Source organism: Pseudomonas sp. 4CAES_32.4, from assembly GCF_058136335.1.
Window position 1 is genome coordinate 5,708,747 of the sequence record NZ_CM176882.1, and the last position, 22,040, is coordinate 5,730,786.

Here is a 22,040-nt window from a genome sequence, read left to right on the forward strand (position 1 = left end):
AGTGCGCGAACGGTGCCCCAAGCCTGACGTTACGTCAATGAGACCACTTGGCTCAGCAGTCCGGTTTGTCTGCGGTAAAGCGACGAGCCGGGTTCACTGCAGCGCCAAATTCACGCAAAGCTTTGGCACCGATCAGCAGCGGGTAATTGAAGTTGCTGCGGTCGGTCAGGTTGACCTCAACGGTACGCTTGACGTTGCCCAGGCACAGCTCGAGATCGACCACCGGGCGTTTGGCGACTTCGGTGCTCTCACCCTCGTCCTCTTCATCCGAACGGCTCTTGATCTTGCTGATCCGCGCGACCTTGTGTTCGTAGACCTTGTTGCTGGCGTCCTTGGTGCCGAGGCGGAAACGCACCCAGTCGTCGCCGTCGCGGGTGAAGGTTTCGATGTCTTTGGCCGACAGCGAGGCGGTCAGTGCGCCGGTGTCCATCTTGGCCTTGAGCACTTCGCCGCCGATTTCCGGCAGCGCGATGTATTCGTAGCGCCCGTACAGGGTCGGCTCAGCGGCCATGACCGGCAGGGCGACGAGGGCAAACAGTGCAAGGAGGGATTTCACGTAAGGGGCTTCCTTGGAAAATGAGGGCGGCAGACTGGGATTTTAGACACCCAGTTACTAATTCGTTCGCCCGTACAACCGCATCGCTGGCAAGCCAGCTCCCACAGGTTTCTCTGGTGTTCACAAGAATTTCATCCACTGAAAATCCTTGTGGGAGCTGGCTTGCCAGCGATGAGGCCAGCACATTCAGCACGACTCTTGAGCGAAGCATACCGCCCCAAAGGTGAAACATTCGTCACCACCGATTTGGCCTGCCGCGCGAAGCTGCTTATCATGGCGCGCCCATCCGATTTCAAAGAGTTGCCTATGCGCCGCCTGCTCACCGGCTGTTTCGTCACCTTGCTGCTGTTGCTCAACACCCTGATCCTGATCGGGCCGTTGATGGTCTTTGCCCTGCTCAAACTGGTCGCCCCGGGCCGCTGGCGCGACTATGCATCGGGGGCGGTGATGTGGATCGCCGAGACCTGGGCGGAAATCGACAAACTGATTTTCCGCCTGTGCATTCCCACTCAATGGGACATTCGCGGCGGCGAGGATCTGCGTGGCGACACCTCGTATCTGGTGGTCAGCAATCACCAGTCGTGGGTCGATATCCCGGCACTGATCCAGACGCTCAACCGGCGCACGCCGTTCTTCAAGTTCTTCCTCAAGAAAGAGCTGATCTGGGTGCCGTTCCTCGGGCTGGCGTGGTGGGCGCTGGATTACCCGTTCATGAAGCGCTACACCAAGGCATTCCTGGCGAAGAATCCGGAACTGGCAGGCAAGGATCTGGAAATCACCAAGCAGGCCTGCGAGCTGTTCAAGCGTCAGCCAGTGACCGTGGTGAATTATCTGGAAGGTACGCGCTACACCGCCGCCAAAAGTACTGAGCAACAATCACCGTTCAATCACCTGCTCAAGCCCAAGGCCGGCGGCGTGGCGTTCGTGTTGGCGGCGATGGGTGAACAGCTGGATGCGATTCTCGACGTCACCGTGGTGTATCCACAGGCGAATATTCCGGGGTTCTGGGATTTGATCAGCGGCAACGTGCCGCGCGTGATCATCGACATCAAGACCCGCGAACTCGACCCAGCGCTGTGGCAAGGCGATTACGAGAATGATCCGCTGTTTCGGCAATCGGTCCAGAGCTGGGTCAACCAGCTCTGGACCGAGAAGGATCAGCGCATCGCCGAATTGCGCGGCGAGCGCCGCTGAATCAGCTACCGGTGCCAGTGCCCCAGATGCTGCCCAGGCTTTGCAGCAGTGGGCCGCCGACGCCTTGGTCACCCAGGTACTTGAGCAGCACCGGGGCAAACTGGCCGACCATGCCGCTGTCCATGCCCAGCGCGCCGAAGGCGTTGTTCAGGTCGCTGGTGTCCTTGACGTTACCCAGTGCGTTTTCCAGACCGGCGGATTTGCCGGACTGACCAAGCAACCCGCTCAACGCCGCCAGGTTGCCGCTACCGCCCGACAGCTTGTCGATGCCTGGCACTTCTTTGGCCAGTTGCGAATAATCGGTGCTGCTCAATTGATTCTTGGCCAGACCCAGCATGGCGCTGGTGCCGCCGACCGCTTGTTGCGGGGTCACACCCAGACCGGTGACGGCCTGCAGCAGACCGGCGGTTTCCGAAGTCGGCGCTGCGGCGGTGGCAGCGTTGCCGCCCTGCATGCTCGAAGCAGCCTTGGTCACGTCGTCCAGGCTGAAACCGGCAAACACCGGGCTGGCCGCAAGGGTCATCAGCGAAGCCATTGCAATACCGCGTGAAATCTTCATTCAGACATCCTCTTGCGCTGTGAAAACCGTCCGTCGATAGACGATAAAACTGCCGGTTTGACCGGGTACGCGCAGGCATGTTCCTCGCCTGCGCATCCATTTTCATCATACCCACGTATATGAATCGTGAAACCCTGGGATTGCCGCGATGAATGGCACAACCGCTATCGCTGAACTAGCCTGTGAACATTCCGAGTCTCGCCCTCGTGCGCTCGGCCTTGTCTGGAGAGTCGTCATTTCCACCGCCGACACCGATCAGTTGCGACAGCTGTTGGCCCAGTGTTCACTGGGTGATCGTCGTGCCTTCGAAACCCTGTATCGCCGTGTCGGCCCGCGTCTGCATGGCGTGGCCTTGCGCTTCGTGGGGCGCACGGATCTCGCCGAAGAAGTGCTGCAGGAAGCATTCGTGCGCATCTGGAACAACGCCTCGCGCTACGAGGCGCACCTGTCGGCGCCACTGACCTGGATGATCAACATCACCCGCAATCAAGCCATCGATCAGTTGCGCAAGCACCGCGACCGGGCGCTGACCGACTTCGAACAGGACGCCCTGACGGACGAAAGCCCGTCAGCCCATGACCAGTTGAACAGCGTCCGCGAGGCCACGGCCCTGAACCGTTGCCTGGAAACCCTGGAAAGCATGCAGCGCCAATCGATCAGCGTGGCTTACTTTCAGGGATTGTCCTGCACCGAACTCGCCGAACACCTGGCCACGCCACTGGGGACGGTGAAGTCGTGGATCCGTCGTGGTATGGAACGCCTGCGCCGGTGTCTTGAATCATGAATTACCAGACCCCTGCCCTGCGCCGCGCCCTCGCCGCCGATTACGCCATCGGCCTGATGTCGGCGGCGGCGCGTCGACGGTTTGAACAGCTATTGCTGGATGACGCCGCGCTCCGGGCGGAACTGGCGCAGTGGCAGGAAACGCTGGTCAGCCTCACCGAATCCCTGCCGGAACATCCGGTGCCCGATCGCGTGTGGCAAGGCATCACCGCGCGCATCGAACCGCAAGTGCTGCACGTTCCGCAGAAACGGCCGTTCTGGAACTGGCTGCGACTCACCGCAGCGGTCTGCTCCATCGCCGTGCTGGTGTTCCTCGGCTCGCTGTACAACCGCGACGACGCCCGCTACAGCGCCACCCTGCTGAGCGCCGATGCGCAACCGGCGCTGAAGGTCGAGGCGCATGCGGATTATCTGCAAGTCGAACCGCTGACACTGGCGGCGGTAGAGCCTGATCGCAGCCTGGAACTGTGGGCGATTCCGGCGGACGGCAAACCGATTTCCCTCGGCGTGATTCCGGCGGGAGGCAACGGCAAGGTTGAGTTGGGCGAGACGCAGAAAGCCTTGATCGGCAAGCCAATTGCGTTGGCGGTGAGTCTTGAGCCTAAAGGCGGCTCGCCAACTGGTCAGCCGACTGGGCCAGTTCTGTATCAAGGCACGTTGGCTGCCCTGTAAACGCGTGGCTTTTCCCGGAGAGAGAAACAAACGCAACATACCGCCACAACTTATGCCTTGAACATGGAAAGACCAAATCTATATAACTCTCCTCTCAAGAAACGCCCCTACACCCCGAAATCAAATCAGAGAGAGCTAATATGGATATTTCCTCTAACACTTCCCAAGTCGAACTTTCGCCAAACATCCCTACCCCGCAAACTTATCGTCAGTTTGTGTTCTGGCCGTCGGCGCGTAATGACGAGGACACTCTCGAAGTCCAAGTCAATGCTGAAATGGCACTTTTACTTGACTGCCATTTTATTCCGGAAGCAACAAGCGATCTCATCACCACATCGGCCGGCGTTTACCTGATCAACTACCCGGGTTATCTGTCATTGAGAGGCAAGTGCAAGGAGCCCGCGCGTTTGCAGACACGCAAGATACTTCACTCGAACAACGTAATTCCTTATTACAGCGGCGCCCCGACCATCGTCATTGCACTTCACGATATTCACGTGACCTGTAGCGTTAAACAAAAGTCAACCGGAGCCGTCATTGAAACCCTGTACCACAATGACGAAAACCCGGACGACACCCCTGTACGATATAAAAACGAAGATGACTTCGATAGCGAAGAAGCCTTCAATAAATACCTTGAACGCGAGAGCCTGGATTCCAAAATTTTCGCCATGCTGCAACACGGCTGATAACTAAACCTGTTCAAACACAATAATTTTCAATTAAAAAAGGCGACTTAGAGTCGCCTTTTCTTATTCTGCGGAAATCATTGCCTGAGCCTTACGCCGCACTAAACAACTTATGCGGATCAATCACAAACTTCTTCGGCACACCCGCATCGAACTCGCCGTAACCTTCCGGCGCCTGATCGAGGCTGATCACCTGCACGCCCACCACTTCAGCGATGTTGATGCGATCCCACATGATCGCCTGCATCAGTTGGCGGTTGTACTTCATCACTGGCGTCTGCCCAGTGTGGAAGCTGTGGGATTTGGCCCAGCCCAGACCGAAGCGGATACTCAGGCTGCCCATTTTTGCGGCGGCGTCGACGGCGCCCGGATCTTCGGTGACGTACAGGCCCGGAATACCGATCTTGCCGGCAACACGTACCACGCCCATCAGCGAGTTGAGCACGGTGGCCGGCGCTTCGGCTTTCACGCCGTCGTGGCCATGGCCGCGCGCTTCGAACCCAACGCAATCCACCGCGCAATCCACTTCCGGCTCGCCCAGCAGTGCGGCGATCTGTTCGTGCAGTGGCGTGTCTTGCGACAGGTCGACGATTTCAAAACCCTGCGCCTTGGCGTGAGCGAGGCGGATGGTGTTGACGTCGCCGATGATCACCACCGCCGCACCGAGCAGACGCGCAGAAGCAGCAGCGGCCAGACCGACCGGGCCGGCGCCCGCGATGTAAACGGTGCTGCCCGGACCCACGCCAGCCGTGACGGCGCCGTGGTAACCGGTTGGCAGAATGTCGGAGAGGCAGGTCAGGTCACGGATTTTCTCCATGGCTTTGTCGCGGTCCGGCAGTTTCAGCAGGTTGAAGTCGGCGTACGGCACCAGCACGTATTCGGCCTGGCCACCGGTCCAGTCGCCCATGTCGACGTAGCCGTAAGCGCCGCCGGCACGGGCCGGGTTAACGGTCAGACAGACGCCGGTGTGTTGCTCTTTGCAGGAACGGCAGCGCCCGCAGGCAACGTTGAACGGTACGGAAACCAGATCGCCGATTTTCAGGTTTTCGACGTCGGAGCCTTTTTCGATCACCTCACCGGTGATCTCGTGGCCCAGCACCAGCCCGGTCTGCGCCGTGGTACGGCCACGCACCATGTGTTGGTCGGAGCCGCAGATGTTGGTGGAGACCACGCGCAGGATCACACCGTGTTCAATCTTCCTGCCGCGCGGGTCCTGCATTTTCGGATAGTCGATTTTCTGTACTTCGACCTTGCCAGCGCCGAGATACACCACACCACGATTGCCAGACATGCTTTCACCTCGCTGTTGTTTTTATGGAACCGCGTTGCCCAGGCAGGCAGCGCGTTGAATGCTCGGGTACAGATGCTGTTTATGTGTTGCCTGTTATGGCCTCATCGCTAGCAGGGCTAGCTCCCACAGGGGTTTTCGGTTGTTCACAAATTCTGTGTCCACCCGAATCACTGTGGGAGCTGGCTTGCCAGCGATGGCGATCTAAAGAACCACCGTGCGATTGGCGTTGAGAAACACCCTCCGCTCAATGTGATACCCCACCGCCCGCGCCAACGTCAGGCCTTCGATATCCCGCCCCTTGGCAATCAGATCCTCGGGGTAATGACTGTGATCCACCGCTTCGACGCCCTGGGCAATGATCGGCCCTTCGTCGAGATCGTTATTGATGTAATGCGCCGTCGCGCCAACCAGTTTCACGCCCTTGTTATAAGCCTGGTGATACGGCTTGGCGCCTTTGAAACCCGGCAGTAACGAGTGATGAATGTTGATCGCCTTGCCATCGAGCTTGCGGCACAACTCCGGCGACAGCACCTGCATGTAGCGGGCGAGGATCACCAGTTCGGCGCCGGATTCTTCAATCACCTGCCACACCTGACGTTCCTGCGACGGTTTGTCGTTGGGGTCGAGGGGGAAATGGTAGTAGGGAATCTGGTGCCAGTCGGCCAGCGGTTTGAGATCGGGGTGGTTGGAGACCACCGCCGCCACGTCCATCGACAACTGGCCAATGCGCTGGCGGTAGAGCAAATCGTTGAGGCAGTGATCGGCCTTGGAGACCATGATCACCACTTTTGGCCGGTAGTTCGGCGCGGTCAGCTCGAAGATCATGCCAAACGCCTGCCCGCGTTCGGCGAGGCCGGCGCGGAAGGACTGCTCGTCGAAACCGTCGGGCTGACGGAATTCCACGCGGATGAAGAAACGCCCCGAGAGGCGGTCATCGAACGAATGGTGCTCGGTGACGTAGCAGCCCTGCTCGAACAGAAAACGCGTGACCGCGTCCACCGTGCCGAGGACGCTGGGGCAGTCGGCGGTCAGAATCCATGTGTCTGGGGCGCGGCTCATATTTTTTCCTCTGATCGTTCCCACGCTCTGCGTGGGAATGCCGCCATGGACGCTCTGCGTCCGCTTTTGGGACGCGGAGCGTCCCGAGATGCGTTCCCACGCAAAGCGTGGGAACGATCATCCATCAAGCCTGAACGCTCAACCCGTACTCAGCCGAAGCATCCTGCAACCACAACCACCAGTAATCCGAGAAGCTGCGACGGATCAGCAGCTCCCAGGTGTCTTCTGCGGTATGACGAATCATCAGCTGCGACTTGGCGAACACCGTGCCGACCGCTTTGCCGACCGGAAAACTGTTCGGGTGCACGTCGTAGCTGGTGGACTTCATCAGCACCTGACGCACGTTCGGCCCGCTCAGTTCGAGCACTTGCTGGCCGCCGCTGACGTTGACGATCGCGATGTGCAGATCGCCCAGCGCTTCACGCAGTTTCTGTTCGGCGGCGAACTCTTCACCGCTTGGCACGATCAGCAGCCACTCGTCCGGGCCCATCCATTGCAGACTGGTTTCGCCTTTGACGATGACGCTGAGGGCGCCGGGCAGTTCGATGCCCAAGGCCTTGTGTACGCCAGCGGCGAACGCGGCATCGTGGCCATCGCCACGGATGGTTAGATGGCCGAGGAGTTTCTTTTCACGCACGATCACGCCGGCGTTCTTGCGACCCTTGCCGACCAGGCTGGCGAGGTCGGCATGGTGCAGCGACGACTCGGCCTTGGCCCCGGTGGTCGGGCGTTGTTGGTACACGTTGGCTGTGGTCATAAAGCACCTTCCTGAATTCGTAATCCCTGTGGGAGCGGGCTTGCCCGCGATTGCGATCCGTCAGTCACAGATGTGTTGTCTGATCTGACGCCATCGCGGGCAAGCCACGCTCCCACAGGTACTGTGGGGTCAGATGTTCTGGCGATCACCCTTCGGATCGAAGAACACCGAAGAAACGATTTCCGCCTCGATCACGCTGCCATCGGCCAGCGGTGCAAACACCCGCTCACCGAGGCGCTTCAGACCGCCCTTGACCACACCCATGGCAAACGAATAGCCGAGGGAGTTGTGCGCGTAGCTGGAAGTCACGTGGCCGACCATGGTCATCGGAATCGCTTGCTTGGTGTTGAACACCAGTTGTGCGCCCTCCGGCAGCCACACGTTCGGATCGATCGGTTTCAGACCGACCAATTGCTTACGCTGATCCTTCACGCAGTCTTCACGGTTCATGCCGCGCTGGCCGATCCACGAGAACGGTTTGGTGCGACCCACACACCAGCCCATGTTCAGGTCGTCCGGGGTCATCGAGCCGTCAGTGTCCTGGCCAACGATGATGAAACCCTTCTCGGCGCGCAGTACGTGCATGGTTTCAGTGCCGTACGGGGTCAGGTTGTACTGCTTGCCGGCCTCGGCGATTTTCTCCAGCACGCCCATCGCATAGTCGGCCTGCACGTTGACTTCGTACGACAGCTCACCGGTGAACGAGATGCGGAACACCCGCGCCGGCACACCGCCGACCAGACCTTCTTTCCAGGTCATGAACGGGAACGCTTCATTGCTCAGATCGATGTCGGTCACGGCGCTGAGCAGCTTGCGGCTGTTCGGACCGGACAGGGTCATGGTCGCCCAGTGGTCGGTGACGGAGGTGAAGTAAACCTTCATGTCCGGCCATTCGGTCTGGTGGTACAGCTCCAGCCATTGCAGCACGCGAGCCGCGCCGCCGGTGGTGGTGGTCATGACGAAATGGTTGTCGGCCAGACACGCCGTCACACCGTCGTCGAAGACCATGCCGTCTTCTTTGCACATCAAACCGTAGCGCGCCTTGCCCACGTCGAGTTTGGTCCAGGCGTTGGTGTACACGCGGTTGAGAAACTCGCGGGCATCCGGGCCTTGAATGTCGATCTTGCCGAGGGTCGAGGCGTCGAGCAGGCCAACGCTGTCGCGCACAGCTTTGCATTCACGCTTCACAGCGGTATGCAGGTCTTCACCGTTTTTCGGGAAGTACCATGGGCGCTTCCACTGGCCGACGTCCTCAAACTCGGCGCCGTTCTTCACATGCCAGGCATGCAGCGCGGTATGACGAACCGGCTCGAAGATATGCCCACAGTGACGACCGGCCACGGCGCCGAAAGTCACCGGCGTGTAGTTCGGGCGGAACATCGTGGTGCCCATCTGCGGGATGGTCACGTTCAGCGAGCGAGCCGCAATGGCCAGACCGTTGACGTTGCCGAGCTTGCCCTGATCGGTGCCGAAGCCCAGTGCGGTGTAGCGTTTGACGTGCTCGACCGACTCGAAACCTTCGCGGGTTGCCAGCTCAATGGCGGCAGCGGTCACGTCGTTTTGCAGGTCGACGAATTGCTTCGGCGCCCGTGCGCTGTTCTTTTCATGCGGCACCTGGAACAGCGCCAGCGTCGGTTCTTCGTGACGACTAAGGGCTTTCGGCAGCACGCCTTCGACGGTCTGGAAACCGGCTTCAGCGGCAGCGCGCACGCCGCCTTCAAACCCGTCAGCGAGCGAATCACCGAGACCGTAAACGCCGTTGATGCCACCGACGCACACGCGTTTCTGCGGTGCTTCGCCCGGTACGAAACCGAGGATGTCTTCACGCCAGGTCGGCTTGCCACCGAGGTGCGAGGCCAAGTGAACGACCGGGCTGTAACCGCCGGAACTGGCGACCACATCGCAGTCGAGCCATTCGCCCGGGCTGGTCACCGCGTGCGCTTTGACGTCAATTGCAGCGACGCGAGCAGCGCTGACGCGTTTGCTGCCACGGGCCTCGATGACGGCGCTGCCGGTGAGGATACGAATACCTTTGGCGCGGGCTTCTTCCACCAGCGCACCACGCGGATTGCTACGGGCGTCGGCGATGGCCACCACTTGCAGACTGGCATCGAGCCAATCCAGTGCCACGCGATAAGCGTGATCGTTGTTGGTCGACAGAACGAGCTTCTTGCCCGGTGCCACGCCATAACGACGCACGTAAGTCGACACAGCGCCGGCAAGCATGTTGCCCGGCACGTCGTTGTTGCCGTAAACCAGCGGACGCTCGCAAGCACCGGTCGCCAGCACCACTCGCTTGGCGCGGACACGGTGGATGCGCTGACGCACCTGACCGATCGGCGCACGGTCACCGAGGTGATCGGTGAGGCGCTCGTGAATGGTCAGGAAGTTATGGTCGTGGTAACCGTTGACCGTGGCGCGCGGCAACAGCAGCACGTCCGGAGTGTTCTTCAGTTCAGTGATGACACTGGCGACCCAATCCATCGCCGGTTTGCCGTCGAGGCTTTCGCGGGAGTCGAGCAGGCTGCCGCCGAACTCTTCCTGCTCATCGGCAAGAATCACTCGGGCACCGCTGCGCGCAGCGGCCAGTGCAGCCGCCAGACCGGCAGGGCCAGCGCCGACGATCAGCACGTCGCAGTGCTGGTTCATGTAGTCGTAGGTGTCCGGATCGACTTCGGTTGGCGAACGGCCAAGACCGGCAGCCTTGCGAATGTACTTCTCGTAAGTCATCCAGAACGATTGCGGATACATGAAGGTTTTGTAGTAGAAACCCGGCGGCATCAGCTTGCCGCCGACCTTGCCGAGAATGCCCATCATGTCGTTGTTGACGCTCGGCCAGCCGTTGGTGCTGGTCGCAACCAGACCTTGATACAGCGCCTGTTGCGTAGCGCGTACGTTAGGAATCTGCGTGGCTTCGGTAGCGCCGATCTGCAGCACCGCGTTCGGCTCTTCGGCACCGGCGGCGAAGATCCCGCGAGGACGCGAATACTTGAAGCTGCGGCCAATGATGTCGACGCCGTTGGCGATCAGCGCGGCGGCCAGCGAGTCACCCTCGAAGCCTTTGTAGCTCTGACCGTTGAAGGTGAAGCTCAGCACTTTGTTGCGGTCGATCCGTCCACCGTTGGACAGGCGATTGGTCTGGCTCATACCTTCTCTCCCAGCGCCGTCGTGGCTGTTTTCGCCGTATCAGCCTTGTCGGTGAATTGCGGCTTGGTGCCGATCTTGTAGGTTTCGAGAATCTCGTAGGTCACGGTGTCGCGAGTGACGTTGAAGTACTGACGGCAACCGGCGACGTGATCCCACAGCTCGTGGTGCAGACCGCGCGGGTTATCGCGGAAGAACATGTAGTCGCCCCACTCCTCGTCGGTGCAGGCGCCAGGGTCGAGCGGGCGCGGAATGTGCGCCTGACCGGATGCGTGGAATTCCTCTTCGGAGCGCAGTTCGCCGCAGTGAGGACAGAAGATATGCAACATGGGGATTTCTCCTGTTAGTGGGCGACGGCAGCAGCGCCGTGTTCGTCGATGAGTGCGCCGTTGTGGAAGCGGTCGATGGAAAACGGTGCGGCCAACGGGTGCATTTCACCCTTGGCCAGACTCGCGGCAAACACGTTGCCCGAGCCAGGAGTCGCTTTGAAGCCACCGGTGCCCCAACCGCAGTTGAAGAACATGTTCGGTACCGGGGTTTTCGAAATGATCGGGCAAGCGTCCGGCGTGGTGTCGACGATGCCGCCCCACTGACGGTTCATGCGTACGCGCGACAACACCGGGAACATCTCGACGATGGCCTGAATGGTGTGCTCGATCACCGGATACGAACCGCGCTGGCCGTAGCCGTTGTAGCCGTCGATACCGGCGCCGATCACCAGGTCGCCCTTGTCGGACTGGCTGATGTAACCGTGCACGGCGTTGGACATGATCACGCTGTCGATAATCGGTTTGATCGGCTCGGACACCAGCGCTTGCAGCGGATGGGATTCGATCGGCAGGCGGAAACCGGCGAGCTTGGCCATGTGCCCGGAGTTACCAGCGGTGACCACACCGACGCGCTTGGCGCCGATGAAACCCTTGTTGGTTTCAACACCGATGCACACGCCGTTTTCCTTGCGGAAACCGATCACTTCGGTCTGCTGGATCAAGTCCACACCGAGGGCGTCGGCGGCACGGGCAAAGCCCCAGGCCACGGCATCGTGACGGGCCACGCCGCCGCGACGCTGAACAGTTGCGCCCATCACCGGGTAGCGAGTGTTTTTCGTGCAGTCGAGGTACGGAATCTCGTCAGCGACTTGCTTGGCGTTGAGCAACTCGCCATCGACGCCATTGAGGCGGTTGGCGCTGACCCGACGCTCGGAATCACGGATGTCCTGCAGGGTGTGGCACAGGTTATAGACGCCACGCTGGGAGAACATCACGTTGTAGTTGAGATCCTGCGACAGGCCTTCCCACAGTTTCATCGCGTGTTCGTAGAGGTGCGCCGACTCGTCCCACAGGTAGTTGGAACGAACGATGGTGGTGTTGCGCGCGGTGTTACCGCCGCCCAGCCAGCCCTTCTCGACCACGGCGACGTTGGTGATGCCGTGTTCTTTCGCCAGATAGTAGGCCGTCGCCAGACCGTGCCCGCCGCCGCCGACGATGACCACGTCGTAGACCTTTTTCGGCGTCGGCGTGCGCCACATGCGCTGCCAGTTTTCGTGGTGGCTGAGGGAGTGTTTGAAGAGGCCGAAGCCCGAATAGCGTTGCATAGTCAGTTACTCCAGAACACTCAGCGATAAACCGGGAAGTCAGCGCACAGGGCCGACACTTGCTGGGCGACATTGGCCTCGACATCGGCATCGCCGAGGTTGTCGAGGATGTCGCAGATCCAGCCAGCCAACACTTCGCACTGGGTCACTTTGAAACCGCGAGTAGTGACCGCCGGGGTGCCGATGCGCAGGCCCGAGGTCACGAACGGCGATTGCGGGTCGTTCGGCACGGCGTTCTTGTTGACGGTGATGTGCGCACGACCAAGGGCGGCGTCGGCGTCTTTACCGGTCAGGCCCTGACGGATCAGGCTGACCAGGAACAAGTGGTTGTCAGTACCGCCGGACACTACATCGTAGCCACGTTTGATAAACACGCTGGCCATCGCCTGAGCGTTGTCGATCACTTGCTGCTGATAGGCCTTGAAGCCAGGCTCCAGCGCTTCCTTGAAGCACACGGCTTTACCGGCGATGACGTGCATCAGCGGGCCGCCCTGAGCGCCGGGGAATACGGCGGCGTTGAGCTTCTTCTCGATCTCTTCGTTGGACTTGGCGAGGATCAAGCCGCCACGTGGGCCGCGCAGGGTTTTGTGCGTGGTGGTAGTGACCACGTCAGCGTAAGGCAGCGGGTTCGGGTACAGACCGGCGGCGACCAGACCGGCAACGTGGGCCATGTCGACGAACAGCAGCGCGCCGACCTTGTCCGCGATCTGACGGAAGCGCGGGAAGTCCAGAGTTTTCGAGTAAGCGGAGAAACCGGCGACGATCATTTTCGGTTTGGATTCGACGGCGAGACGCTCGACTTCGTCGTAATCGATCAGCCCGGTGTCAGTGTTGATGCCGTACTGCACAGCGTTGTAGAGCTTGCCCGAGGACGACACTTTGGCGCCGTGGGTCAGGTGACCGCCGTGGGCCAGGCTCATGCCGAGGATGGTGTCGCCCGGCTGGATCAGCGCCAGGTAAACAGCACTGTTGGCCGAGGAACCGGAGTGTGGCTGGACGTTGGCGTAATCGGCGCCGAACAGTTGCTTGGCGCGTTCGATGGCCAGCGCTTCGACTTTATCGACGTGCTCGCAGCCACCGTAGTAGCGCTTGCCCGGATAGCCTTCGGCGTATTTGTTGGTCAGGCCGCTGCCTTGCGCTTCCATCACGCGTTTGCTGGTGTAGTTCTCTGACGCGATCAGCTCGATGTGATCTTCCTGACGTTGCTCCTCGGCATTCATCGCCGCCAGCAGTGCATCGTCGTAACCCTGGATCTGGTCTTGCTTGCTGAACATCGCGTCTCTCCCAGCGGCATCTGTGCGCCATTCGTCTCGGTAAGGCACTGGCAATCACGGCAGTGCCCTTTGATGCCGATGGTATGACCGGCGCAGACAGCTCAAATGCCTGCGCGCGCCACGCAAAGGTGCGTTTACGACATGGCTGGAAATGCGTTTTCCAGACTCGATCTCGAAAACACTGGAGAACCCTGTGGGAGCTGGCTTGCCAGCGATGGCGGTGTCATATCTGGCATCGATGGCGGCTGACCCACCGCTATCGCTGGCAAGCCAGCTCCCACAGGGTTAAGCGGTGATTTGACGGATAAGTAGCAACAGCAGGAAATGCGCGGGGTAAAGGGCGTAAGCCCAGCGCCGCATCGGCGCTGGCTGGAGATGTCGCACATGTCGCAACAGGAACATTCCGAGCATTGGCGCAAACAGACATGTGGCAATGCCAAGGATCGCGACGCTGCTACCGAATCTTGCCGAGTCGTAAAGCACCTGCCATTGATTCGCTGCGAGACAAATCACACCCGGCAGCAGGCTGAAGTACCACGGAAGGCGAAACACCCACAGCATCGCCAGCGGCAACAGCACGCCGAAGAAGCCAAACATCAGTCGCTCCGTGAACACGGCGGCCAGCACCAGCGCCGCGACACCCAGTAATCGCGACATGATCGATGGATCCTGCCATCCGCGCGCCACCAGTAAACCCAGCGCCAGCGTCGGCATCACATTCAACGTATCCGGCTCGGGAATGTACAACCGATAGGGAATCTCGCTCACCGCACTGAACAGCAACAACCAGCCCAGGTAGCGCCATTCCATCCTCCGCGATCCATCACGGGAAAGATTAGCCGCCATCGCCAGGCAAAACCATGGAAACGCCAACCGCCCCGGCACATACAACCAATCGGCGGAGAACCCGACATATCGCAGGTGATCGAGCAACATGCTCAACAGCGCCAGCCACTTGAGCAGATCCAGCGCGCCGTCGCGTTTACTCAGGTGCATAATCGGCCTGTGTCCTTGTAATGTTCAGACAGCGACATCCCGTGTGCTCCCCGGAAGATCTTCGGTAAAGTGCGCACCATCATTGACCACGAGCCTTCACAAGAGTCTCGACCACGGAAGCCGGCCATGACCGACAAGAGCCAACAATTCGCCAGCGACAACTATTCCGGAATCTGCCCTGAAGCCTGGGCAGCCATGGAACAGGCCAACCATGGCCACCAACGCGCGTATGGCGACGATGAATGGACCGCACGCGCGTCCGACCATTTCCGCAAACTGTTCGAAACCGACTGCGAAGTATTCTTCGCCTTCAACGGCACTGCCGCCAACTCGCTGGCCCTGTCGTCGCTGTGCCAGAGTTACCACAGCGTGATCTGCTCGGAAACCGCCCACGTCGAAACCGACGAATGCGGCGCTCCGGAATTCTTCTCCAACGGCTCGAAACTGCTGATCGCCGGCACTGAAAACGGCAAGATCACCCCGCAATCGATCCGCGAAGTAGCCCTCAAGCGCCAAGACATCCACTACCCGAAACCGCGCGTGGTCACCCTGACCCAAGCCACCGAAGTCGGCAGCGTCTACACCCCGGAAGAAGTCCGCGCCATCAGCGCGACTTGCAAAGAACTGGGCCTGCACCTGCACATGGACGGCGCACGCTTCTCCAACGCCTGCGCGTTCCTCGGCTGCTCGCCGGCGGATCTGACCTGGAAGGCCGGTGTTGACGTGCTGTGCTTCGGCGGCACGAAAAACGGCATGGCCGTGGGTGAAGCGATCCTGTTCTTCAACCACAAACTGGCGGAAGACTTCGACTATCGCTGCAAACAGGCCGGGCAACTGGCGTCGAAAATGCGCTTCCTCTCGGCACCGTGGGTCGGCATCCTCGAAAACGACGCCTGGCTCAAATACGCCCGCCACGCCAACCACTGCGCGCAATTGCTGGCGGAACTGGTCAGCGACATCCCCGGCGTCGAACTGATGTTCCCGGTGCAGGCCAACGGCGTGTTCCTGCAATTGTCGGAACCGGCCATCGCCGCCCTGACGGCGAAGAACTGGCGCTTCTACACCTTCATCGGCAAGGGCGGCGCACGCTTTATGTGCTCCTGGGACACCGAAGAAGAACGCGTCCGCGAACTCGCCCGCGACATCCGCGAAGTCATGTCCGCCTGACCTTACGCTGACTGATCGTTCCCACGCTCCGCGTGGGAACGCCTCTCGGGACGCTCCGCGTTCCGTCCCCAGACGCTCAACACCGCTATGACGCAGAGCGTCAGTGGCTGCATTCCCACGCGGAGCGTGGGAACGATCTTCGGTCGGGAATGATTTTTCCCACCGGCACTTCAGACTTCTCTGCTAGCGCGATCTCTTCGCCCGCCTCACCCTGATCGTTCCCACGCTCTGCGTGGTAACGCATCCCGGGACGCTCCGCGTTCCATTCCCATCGCACCTCAAGATTCAAGGAAGAATCCCATGGGCCGCAGCCGCTACACCATTACCGAAACCGACAAACCGTATTTCCTGACGTGCACGATCGTGGAATGGTTGCCGTTATTCATCCGCCCCTACATCGTCGACCACCTGCTCAACTGCTGGCGTTATCAACAAACCCACCATCACTTGAAGCTGTACGGCTACGTGATTCTGGAAAACCATCTTCACTTCGTCGCTCAGGCGCCCGACCTGAGTAAATGCCTCAGCCAATTCAAATCATTCACTGCTCGACAGATTATCGATGACCTGCAAAGCAAAGGCGCGGACAAAGCTCTGCAACGCCTGCGCTTTAGCAAACGCGCGCATAAGCAGGATCGGGTGTACCAGTTATGGCAAGAAGGTTCTCACGCAGAGATGGTTTATAGCGAATCGGTGATGCGCCAAAAGCTTGAATACATCCACAACAATCCAGTGAAACGCGGATATGTGGACTTGCCGGAGCATTGGCGTTATTCGAGTGCCAGGGACTATGCGGGGATAGAGGGGCTGATTGAGGTTCAGTGCTGGTATTGATGGGACGCAGAGCGTAAGAACGATCAGATCTGACTCCACCCCACTGATCATTCCCACGCTCCGCGTGGGAATGCCTCTCGGGACGCTCCGCGTTCCAGCCTCACCACTGTCGACATGCTTAACACCGCTATGACGCGGAGCGTCGACGGCTGCATTCCCACGCGGAGCGTGGGAACGATCATGCCCTTCTGCCCTGAAAGACTTGGTCTACATTGTCTGTCGAGCCCTCCGCTCACATAACAATAAGCAGGAGCATCGGCATGTCGTTACAAGGCAAAACCCTGTTCATCACCGGCGCCAGCCGTGGCATTGGCCGTGAGATTGCGCTGCGTGCCGCCAGGGACGGGGCCAATATCGTCATTGCGGCGAAAAGCGCCGAACCTCACGCCAAACTGCCCGGCACCATTCACAGTGTCGCGGCGGAAGTCGAAGCGGCGGGCGGCAAGGCCTTGGCGTTGCAGGTGGATGTGCGTGATGAGGACGGCGTACGTCAGGCTCTCGCCCAGGCTAACGAACATTTCGGCGCGATCGATGCGCTGGTGAACAACGCCGGGGCGATCAAGTTGACCGGTGTGCAGCATATCGAACTCAAGCGTTTCGACCTGATGCACCAGATCAACACCCGCGCGGTGCTGCTGTGCAGCCAGGCCGCCCTGCCCTATCTGAAGAAATCCGCGGGGCACATTCTCAATCTGTCGCCGCCGTTGAATCTGGCGACTAAATGGTTTGCGCAGTTCAGCCCCTACACCGTGACCAAATACGGCATGAGCATGCTGACGCTGGGGATGAGCGAGGAGTTCGCCAGTTACGGGATCAGCGTCAATTCGCTGTGGCCGCAGACGATGATTGCCACGGCGGCGATCGAGTTTCAGTTGGGCAATCGCGAGTCGTTCAAGCAGGCGCGCCTACCTTCGATCATGGCGGATGCGGCGCATTTGATTCTGGAGAGCAGCGGACGGCAGATTACCGGGCGACTGTTGATTGATGAAGAGATTTTGCGTGAGAGCGGTGTGACCGAGTTCGATCACTACCGGTTCGAACCGGACAGCACTGCCACCCTGATGCCCGACCTGTTCGTGGATTGAACACAATCCATGTAGGAGCTGCCGCAGGCTGCGATCTTTTGATCTTGCCCTTAAAAACAAGATCAAAAGATCGCAGCCTTCGGCAGCTCCTACACAGGAATTCCGTCAGAAATCGATGCGCACATCCCCTTTAGGCACACTGCAACACGACAAGATAAACCCTTCGGCCTCGTCGTCCTCGGTGATCCCGCCGTTGTGCTCCATCTCCACTTCGCCGCCCAGCTTGAGCACTTTGCACGTCCCGCAAATGCCCATGCCGCAGGCTTTCGGAATCATCAATCCGAGCTTGGCCGCCGCCGCATGCACGGTTTCGCCCGGTGCCACACGAATGCTCTTGCCGGACGAAGTGAACTCGACCTGATGCAGGTCGGCGATATCGACTTCCGGCGCGTCGGCTGCCTGCTCCGCCTGCTCCACAGCATCGGCGCGCGCCTCGGGTGGCGTGGCGCCGAAGGATTCTTCGTGATAACGCGACATGTCGTAGCCGGCCACTTCCAGCAGGCGCTTGACCGCGTTCATGTACGGCGTCGGGCCGCAACAGAACACTTCGCGCTCAAGGAAGTCCGGCACCATCAGTTCGAGCATCTTGTGGTTCAGGTAACCGCGATACCCAGCCCACGGCTCACCCAAGCCGTGCTTCTCACAAATCAGGTGCAGGCTGAAGTTGTCGATCCGCGACGCCATGTGTTCCAGCTCGCGGTGGTAAATGATGTCTTTGGGCGAGCGCGCGCTGTGGATAAAGGTCATGTCGACGTTGGCGTTGGTGTCGTAGAACCAGCGCGCCATCGACATGCACGGCGTGATCCCGACGCCGCCGCTGAGATAGAGGACTTTCGGGCTCGGGAAGTCGATGGCATTGAACAGCCCGACCGGCCCGTGCACCGCCAATTCCTGCCCTTCATGCAGCGTGTCGTGCAGCCAGTTCGAGACCTTGCCGCCCGGCACGCGCTTGATCGTCACCGAAAAGCTGTACGGCACCGACGGCGAACTGGAAATGGTGTACGAGCGCATGATCGGCTGGCCTTCGATTTCCAGCTCCAGGGTGACGAACTGCCCGGGCTTGAAGAAGAACAGGATCGGCTGGTCAGCCATAAAACAGAAGGTGCGCACGTCCCAGGTTTCCTGGATGACTTTGACGCAACGGACGATGTGTCGGCCATTGGCCCAGGTCTGGGTGGTGACCGGATTCAGGAAGCTGTTGGACATGCTGTTCTCCACGGCCGACTGTCGGCCTCATGTCGGCGATTCTGCGTATAGCGCGAACCGCCCGTTTACCTATCCGCGACATCGGCATACTTATCGCGACCAGCCCCCAACCACCGGGGGTTGCGCGTCGGGAACAGATTGCACCATGTCGCCCATGGATAAGGTTCCGCCCTGCGCCGGGCCCACACTCGCCCCAACACCAAGACAGCTTCTTTACACCTTGCGTAGCACCCGTTGCAGCACACCTGATCAGCCACTTTCGCCGGCCACGCAGATGGCCTTGAGGATTACATCGATGGACGTCACCGCAAAAATCAGCCTGGGCGATCCGCTGGAACCCGCACGCAAGGCCACCGCACAAATGCTCCAGGAGCGCGAGCGGACCTTTTCGCTGCCACAACCGTTCTACAGCGATGAGCGGCTGTTCGATATCGATATGCAGGAGATCTTCCAGAAAGAATGGTTGATCGCCGGCATGACCTGCGAGATCCCGGCCAAAGGCAACTACCTGACGCTGCAGATCGGCAAGAACCCGATCATCGTCATTCGTGGCGCCGAAGGCGTGGTCCATGCCTTCCACAACGTCTGCCGCCACCGTGGCTCGCGCCTGTGCACCAGTGAAAAGGGCAAAGTCGCCAAACTGGTCTGCCACTACCACCAGTGGACATACGAGCTGGACGGTCGCCTGCTGTTCGCCGGCACCGAAATGGGCGCCGACTTCGACATGAAGCAGTACGGCTTGAAACCGGTGAACGTGAAGACCGCCGGCGGTTACATCTTTATCAGCCTGGCGGAGAATCCACCGGCCATTGATGACTTCCTGTCGACACTGAACCACTACATGGAACCGTACGACATGGAGAACACCAAGGTGGCGATTACCACCACCTTGATGGAAAAGGCCAACTGGAAACTGGTGCTGGAAAACAACCGCGAGTGCTACCACTGCAACGCGTCGCACCCGGAACTGCTGAAAACCCTGCTGGAATGGGACGACGTCACCGACCCGCGCGCCGATCAGGCGTTCAAGGACCACGTCGCTGCGTCCGCTGCCGCGTGGGAAGCCGAGAAGATTCCTTATGCCCACGCCAGTTTCGGCCTGCGCAACCGCATCGTGCGCATGCCGCTGCTCAAGGGCACCGTGTCGATGACCCTCGACGGCAAACAGGGCTGCGCGAAACTGATGGGCCGGATCAAGAACCCGGACCTCGGCTCGATGCGCATCCTGCACCTGCCGCACTCGTGGAACCACTGCATGGGCGACCACATCATCGTCTTCACCGTGTGGCCGATCAGCGCGCAGGAAACCATGGTCACCACCAAGTGGATCGTGCACAAGGATGCGGTTGAAGGTGTCGATTACGACGTCGAGCGCATGCGCCAGGTGTGGGATGCGACCAACGATCAGGACCGTCGTCTGGCGGAAGAGAACCAGCGCGGGATCAATTCGACGGCTTATCAGCCTGGGCCTTACTCGAAGACTTATGAGTTTGGTGTGGTCAACTTTGTGGACTGGTACAGCGAACGCCTGCTGAACAACCTCGGCGCCGAGCCTGCGCCTTACCTTAAAGGTGTTCCTGTGCAGGGCTAAAAGCAAAAGCATCGCTGGCAAGCCAGCTCCCACAGGGTTTTGCGGTGACCTTATATTTTCTGAGCACCTCTGAACCTGTGGGAGCTGGCTTGCCAGCGATGGCGCCTTGACATTCACCATCAAGCTCCGCTGTATAAATTCTGACCAATAATCCCACACCCCATACCCACCAAGCCCCCCAGCCTTCCGCAAACAAGTTATCCACACACCCACCCACAGCAAATGGGGACAACTGTGGATGACTCGAAAAATATCCCCCTGATTTGCAAAGAAAAACCGTGACTTATCCAGAAGCATGGTTTCTAAAATACATTGATTGTTTTTTGATCAACAACCTGCAAGCCACGCCATTCGTGGCCTTCAGCGGATGGCAAACACCTTATCCACAGAAGCGCCAACAGAGAACGGGGGTAACTTTGCCTGGGCTGTGGAAAAGCACTGAGGGCGGTGAAAAATCAGTCTCCAAGGGAGATTTATTCGGTCATCACTGCAGAATGATCATTAATTGATCAACTCTCTGAAAGCCACGTTTCATATAGCTCTCAGCGGACAGCGAACATCTTATCCACAGAAGCGCCAACAGAGATTGGGGGCAACTTTCCAAGTTATCCTGGCGAAAAAGCACCGAAAATCCGTGACTTAGGTTGATTGTTTTTTGATCGGAGGGCTGTAGGGCTTGATTGGCGCGGGGTGTAGAGAGGGGCGAACATGTTATCCACAGATCCGCCAACAGGGATTGTGGGTAAACCGCAACTCTCACCCCAGCCCTCTCCCTGTACGTACAGAGAGAGGACCAAGGTGAGGGGCTTTTCAGCGGACGACGCCCTCTTCGATCAGCAACTTGAGGATCGCTTCGGCGCCGGCCTGTGCGGTCACGCCTTTGAGCACTTGCCCCCCGCCGCCACTGGCCTTGGCCGTTGCGGCCTTCATCCGGTCAGCGCCGCTTTTGGCTTTGATTACTTTCAGGCGTTTAGGCCTTGGTTTGGCCGGTTGCAGGGTGGCGACAGGCAGGAGTTCATCGTCGACAACCTCGACGTCATCAGCCTCCAATACGCCACGTCGTGCCGGTCCGTAGGCGCTCTGCCGAGGCTTCGGCGCAGCGTTATCCACAGTCGCGAGAAACGGCAGCTTCACCTTCAAGCGACGTCGTTGCCCACGCGGCAACGCTTGCAGCACCAGCGCCGAGCCGTCGTTGATCGACTCGACCTGCGCCAACCCGACCACCAACGGCCAGCCCAGACCTTCGGCGAGCAGGAACGGCAGCATCCCCGAGCCTTCACCGGTTTCCGCCTGGCTGCCGGTCAGCACCACTTGCGCACCGGCATCACGCAGATACGCAGTCAACGCTGGCAAGGCATCGGCACCAGCGGGCTGCTCGAGCACATGCATCTGCTCCAGGCCCATGCCCAGATAGGCGCGCAGCGCCGGCTCTGCAACGTCGCCGGCATGCAGCACTTGCAGGTTATCCCCAGCCAGTTGCAGTCCCAGTTCCACAGCACGGGCATCCTGGTCGGCGCGGCGTGGCCGCCCGGAAGTCGGGTGGGCGCCGATTGAAACCAGACTGATAATCTTCGTGTTCATAGCGTTTC

At 59.8% G+C, this 22,040-nt stretch carries 21 protein-coding genes; 9 read left to right on the plus strand and 12 right to left on the minus strand.

The genetic code is table 11. The features are described 5' to 3' along the window. Nucleotides 1-52: 52 nt before the first annotated feature. Nucleotides 53-556 carry a retropepsin-like aspartic peptidase RloA2 gene (gene rloA2 / locus AC3Y64_RS25775; protein WP_008078089.1) on the minus strand — a complete coding sequence of 168 codons (504 nt, stop codon included), beginning with the start codon at nucleotides 554-556 and terminating at the stop codon, nucleotides 53-55. Between the two features lie 306 nt (nucleotides 557-862). Here rloA2 and yihG point away from each other — a divergent pair, with 306 nt between their 5' ends. Next, nucleotides 863-1,750 carry a 1-acylglycerol-3-phosphate O-acyltransferase, YihG family gene (gene yihG, locus AC3Y64_RS25780; protein ID WP_489985685.1) on the plus strand — a complete coding sequence of 296 codons (888 nt, stop codon included), beginning with the start codon at nucleotides 863-865 and terminating at the stop codon, nucleotides 1,748-1,750. Nucleotide 1,751: 1 nt separating this feature from the next. Here the strand turns inward: yihG and AC3Y64_RS25785 are convergent, their stop codons facing one another. Continuing rightward, nucleotides 1,752-2,309, minus strand: a complete 558-nt coding sequence (locus AC3Y64_RS25785; RefSeq protein WP_489985686.1) for a DUF2780 domain-containing protein — start codon at nucleotides 2,307-2,309, stop codon at nucleotides 1,752-1,754. A gap of 148 nt (nucleotides 2,310-2,457) precedes the next feature. Between AC3Y64_RS25785 and AC3Y64_RS25790 the strand changes: the two genes are divergently transcribed. The 3 genes from AC3Y64_RS25790 to AC3Y64_RS25800 all read left to right on the plus strand — a co-directional run bounded on the left by AC3Y64_RS25790 (nucleotide 2,458) and on the right by AC3Y64_RS25800 (nucleotide 4,453). Continuing rightward, nucleotides 2,458-3,093: a sigma-70 family RNA polymerase sigma factor gene (locus tag AC3Y64_RS25790; protein ID WP_489985687.1), complete on the plus strand. Its 636-nt coding sequence runs from the start codon at nucleotides 2,458-2,460 to the stop codon at nucleotides 3,091-3,093. After that, a complete protein-coding gene (locus AC3Y64_RS25795; RefSeq protein WP_489985688.1) occupies nucleotides 3,090-3,764 on the plus strand; it encodes an anti-sigma factor in 675 nt (224 codons plus the stop codon). Before AC3Y64_RS25790 ends, AC3Y64_RS25795 begins: the two co-directional genes overlap by 4 nt. A 140-nt stretch (nucleotides 3,765-3,904) precedes the next feature. Next, the gene (locus tag AC3Y64_RS25800; RefSeq protein WP_489985689.1) at nucleotides 3,905-4,453 is read left to right on the plus strand and encodes a hypothetical protein; all 549 of its coding nucleotides are present in this window, start codon (nucleotides 3,905-3,907) and stop codon (nucleotides 4,451-4,453) included. A 91-nt stretch (nucleotides 4,454-4,544) separates the two neighbouring features. Here AC3Y64_RS25800 and fdhA read toward each other — a convergent pair whose 3' ends face one another. From fdhA to AC3Y64_RS25840, 8 genes are all read right to left on the minus strand, one after another. Next, the gene (gene fdhA, locus AC3Y64_RS25805) at nucleotides 4,545-5,744 is read right to left on the minus strand and encodes a formaldehyde dehydrogenase, glutathione-independent (RefSeq protein ID WP_489985690.1); all 1,200 of its coding nucleotides are present in this window, start codon (nucleotides 5,742-5,744) and stop codon (nucleotides 4,545-4,547) included. 201 nt (nucleotides 5,745-5,945) lie between these two features. After that, the gene (gene purU, locus AC3Y64_RS25810) at nucleotides 5,946-6,803 is read right to left on the minus strand and encodes a formyltetrahydrofolate deformylase (RefSeq protein WP_008086918.1); all 858 of its coding nucleotides are present in this window, start codon (nucleotides 6,801-6,803) and stop codon (nucleotides 5,946-5,948) included. A 124-nt stretch (nucleotides 6,804-6,927) separates the two neighbouring features. Next, on the minus strand, nucleotides 6,928-7,560 hold the full coding sequence (locus tag AC3Y64_RS25815; protein WP_064388160.1) for a sarcosine oxidase subunit gamma: 633 nt from the start codon (nucleotides 7,558-7,560) through the stop codon (nucleotides 6,928-6,930). Nucleotides 7,561-7,689: 129 nt separating this feature from the next. Then, entirely contained in the window at nucleotides 7,690-10,707 is a 3,018-nt protein-coding gene (locus AC3Y64_RS25820; RefSeq protein ID WP_489985691.1) for a sarcosine oxidase subunit alpha, read from the minus strand. Then, nucleotides 10,704-11,033, minus strand: coding sequence for a sarcosine oxidase subunit delta (locus AC3Y64_RS25825; protein ID WP_016986286.1), 330 nt, complete (start codon nucleotides 11,031-11,033; stop codon nucleotides 10,704-10,706). Before AC3Y64_RS25825 ends, AC3Y64_RS25820 begins: the two co-directional genes overlap by 4 nt. A gap of 14 nt (nucleotides 11,034-11,047) precedes the next feature. Further along, a complete protein-coding gene (locus tag AC3Y64_RS25830) occupies nucleotides 11,048-12,298 on the minus strand; it encodes a sarcosine oxidase subunit beta (protein WP_129395820.1) in 1,251 nt (416 codons plus the stop codon). Nucleotides 12,299-12,318: 20 nt separating this feature from the next. After that, nucleotides 12,319-13,572, minus strand: a complete 1,254-nt coding sequence (locus AC3Y64_RS25835) for a serine hydroxymethyltransferase (RefSeq protein ID WP_008086924.1) — start codon at nucleotides 13,570-13,572, stop codon at nucleotides 12,319-12,321. A 285-nt stretch (nucleotides 13,573-13,857) separates the two neighbouring features. Further along, a complete protein-coding gene (locus AC3Y64_RS25840; protein ID WP_489985692.1) occupies nucleotides 13,858-14,568 on the minus strand; it encodes a TraX family protein in 711 nt (236 codons plus the stop codon). A 126-nt stretch (nucleotides 14,569-14,694) separates the two neighbouring features. Here AC3Y64_RS25840 and AC3Y64_RS25845 point away from each other — a divergent pair, with 126 nt between their 5' ends. The 3 genes from AC3Y64_RS25845 to AC3Y64_RS25855 all read left to right on the plus strand — a co-directional run bounded on the left by AC3Y64_RS25845 (nucleotide 14,695) and on the right by AC3Y64_RS25855 (nucleotide 17,654). Then, the gene (locus tag AC3Y64_RS25845) at nucleotides 14,695-15,735 is read left to right on the plus strand and encodes a threonine aldolase family protein (protein ID WP_236431625.1); all 1,041 of its coding nucleotides are present in this window, start codon (nucleotides 14,695-14,697) and stop codon (nucleotides 15,733-15,735) included. Between the two features lie 300 nt (nucleotides 15,736-16,035). Further along, on the plus strand, nucleotides 16,036-16,569 hold the full coding sequence (locus AC3Y64_RS25850) for an REP-associated tyrosine transposase (protein WP_489985693.1): 534 nt from the start codon (nucleotides 16,036-16,038) through the stop codon (nucleotides 16,567-16,569). Nucleotides 16,570-16,829: 260 nt separating this feature from the next. After that, nucleotides 16,830-17,654, plus strand: coding sequence for an SDR family oxidoreductase (locus AC3Y64_RS25855; protein WP_489985694.1), 825 nt, complete (start codon nucleotides 16,830-16,832; stop codon nucleotides 17,652-17,654). 105 nt (nucleotides 17,655-17,759) lie between these two features. Here the strand turns inward: AC3Y64_RS25855 and gbcB are convergent, their stop codons facing one another. Then, nucleotides 17,760-18,860, minus strand: a complete 1,101-nt coding sequence (gbcB, locus tag AC3Y64_RS25860; protein WP_489985695.1) for a glycine betaine monooxygenase reductase subunit — start codon at nucleotides 18,858-18,860, stop codon at nucleotides 17,760-17,762. A 295-nt stretch (nucleotides 18,861-19,155) separates the two neighbouring features. Here gbcB and gbca point away from each other — a divergent pair, with 295 nt between their 5' ends. Further along, nucleotides 19,156-20,451, plus strand: coding sequence for a glycine betaine monooxygenase oxygenase subunit (gene gbca / locus AC3Y64_RS25865; protein ID WP_008083155.1), 1,296 nt, complete (start codon nucleotides 19,156-19,158; stop codon nucleotides 20,449-20,451). Between the two features lie 278 nt (nucleotides 20,452-20,729). Continuing rightward, nucleotides 20,730-20,960, plus strand: coding sequence for a hypothetical protein (locus tag AC3Y64_RS25870; protein WP_489985696.1), 231 nt, complete (start codon nucleotides 20,730-20,732; stop codon nucleotides 20,958-20,960). A gap of 301 nt (nucleotides 20,961-21,261) precedes the next feature. Here the strand turns inward: AC3Y64_RS25870 and etfB are convergent, their stop codons facing one another. Next, complete coding sequence (gene etfB / locus AC3Y64_RS25875; RefSeq protein WP_489985697.1) at nucleotides 21,262-22,032, minus strand: electron transfer flavoprotein subunit beta; 771 nt, start codon at nucleotides 22,030-22,032, stop codon at nucleotides 21,262-21,264. Nucleotides 22,033-22,040 lie beyond the last annotated feature (8 nt).

Coding starts and splice junctions, on each gene's coding strand:
- yihG (WP_489985685.1), top strand. CDS start 863: ATGCGCCGCCTGCTCACCGGCTGTTTCGTCACCTTGCTGCTGTTGCTC.
- AC3Y64_RS25785 (WP_489985686.1), bottom strand. CDS start 2,309: ATGAAGATTTCACGCGGTATTGCAATGGCTTCGCTGATGACCCTTGCG.
- AC3Y64_RS25790 (WP_489985687.1), top strand. CDS start 2,458: ATGAATGGCACAACCGCTATCGCTGAACTAGCCTGTGAACATTCCGAG.
- AC3Y64_RS25795 (WP_489985688.1), top strand. CDS start 3,090: ATGAATTACCAGACCCCTGCCCTGCGCCGCGCCCTCGCCGCCGATTAC.
- AC3Y64_RS25800 (WP_489985689.1), top strand. CDS start 3,905: ATGGATATTTCCTCTAACACTTCCCAAGTCGAACTTTCGCCAAACATC.
- fdhA (WP_489985690.1), bottom strand. CDS start 5,744: ATGTCTGGCAATCGTGGTGTGGTGTATCTCGGCGCTGGCAAGGTCGAA.
- purU (WP_008086918.1), bottom strand. CDS start 6,803: ATGAGCCGCGCCCCAGACACATGGATTCTGACCGCCGACTGCCCCAGC.
- AC3Y64_RS25815 (WP_064388160.1), bottom strand. CDS start 7,560: ATGACCACAGCCAACGTGTACCAACAACGCCCGACCACCGGGGCCAAG.
- AC3Y64_RS25820 (WP_489985691.1), bottom strand. CDS start 10,707: ATGAGCCAGACCAATCGCCTGTCCAACGGTGGACGGATCGACCGCAAC.
- AC3Y64_RS25825 (WP_016986286.1), bottom strand. CDS start 11,033: ATGTTGCATATCTTCTGTCCTCACTGCGGCGAACTGCGCTCCGAAGAG.
- AC3Y64_RS25830 (WP_129395820.1), bottom strand. CDS start 12,298: ATGCAACGCTATTCGGGCTTCGGCCTCTTCAAACACTCCCTCAGCCAC.
- AC3Y64_RS25835 (WP_008086924.1), bottom strand. CDS start 13,572: ATGTTCAGCAAGCAAGACCAGATCCAGGGTTACGACGATGCACTGCTG.
- AC3Y64_RS25840 (WP_489985692.1), bottom strand. CDS start 14,568: ATGCACCTGAGTAAACGCGACGGCGCGCTGGATCTGCTCAAGTGGCTG.
- AC3Y64_RS25845 (WP_236431625.1), top strand. CDS start 14,695: ATGACCGACAAGAGCCAACAATTCGCCAGCGACAACTATTCCGGAATC.
- AC3Y64_RS25850 (WP_489985693.1), top strand. CDS start 16,036: ATGGGCCGCAGCCGCTACACCATTACCGAAACCGACAAACCGTATTTC.
- AC3Y64_RS25855 (WP_489985694.1), top strand. CDS start 16,830: ATGTCGTTACAAGGCAAAACCCTGTTCATCACCGGCGCCAGCCGTGGC.
- gbcB (WP_489985695.1), bottom strand. CDS start 18,860: ATGTCCAACAGCTTCCTGAATCCGGTCACCACCCAGACCTGGGCCAAT.
- gbca (WP_008083155.1), top strand. CDS start 19,156: ATGGACGTCACCGCAAAAATCAGCCTGGGCGATCCGCTGGAACCCGCA.
- etfB (WP_489985697.1), bottom strand. CDS start 22,032: ATGAACACGAAGATTATCAGTCTGGTTTCAATCGGCGCCCACCCGACT.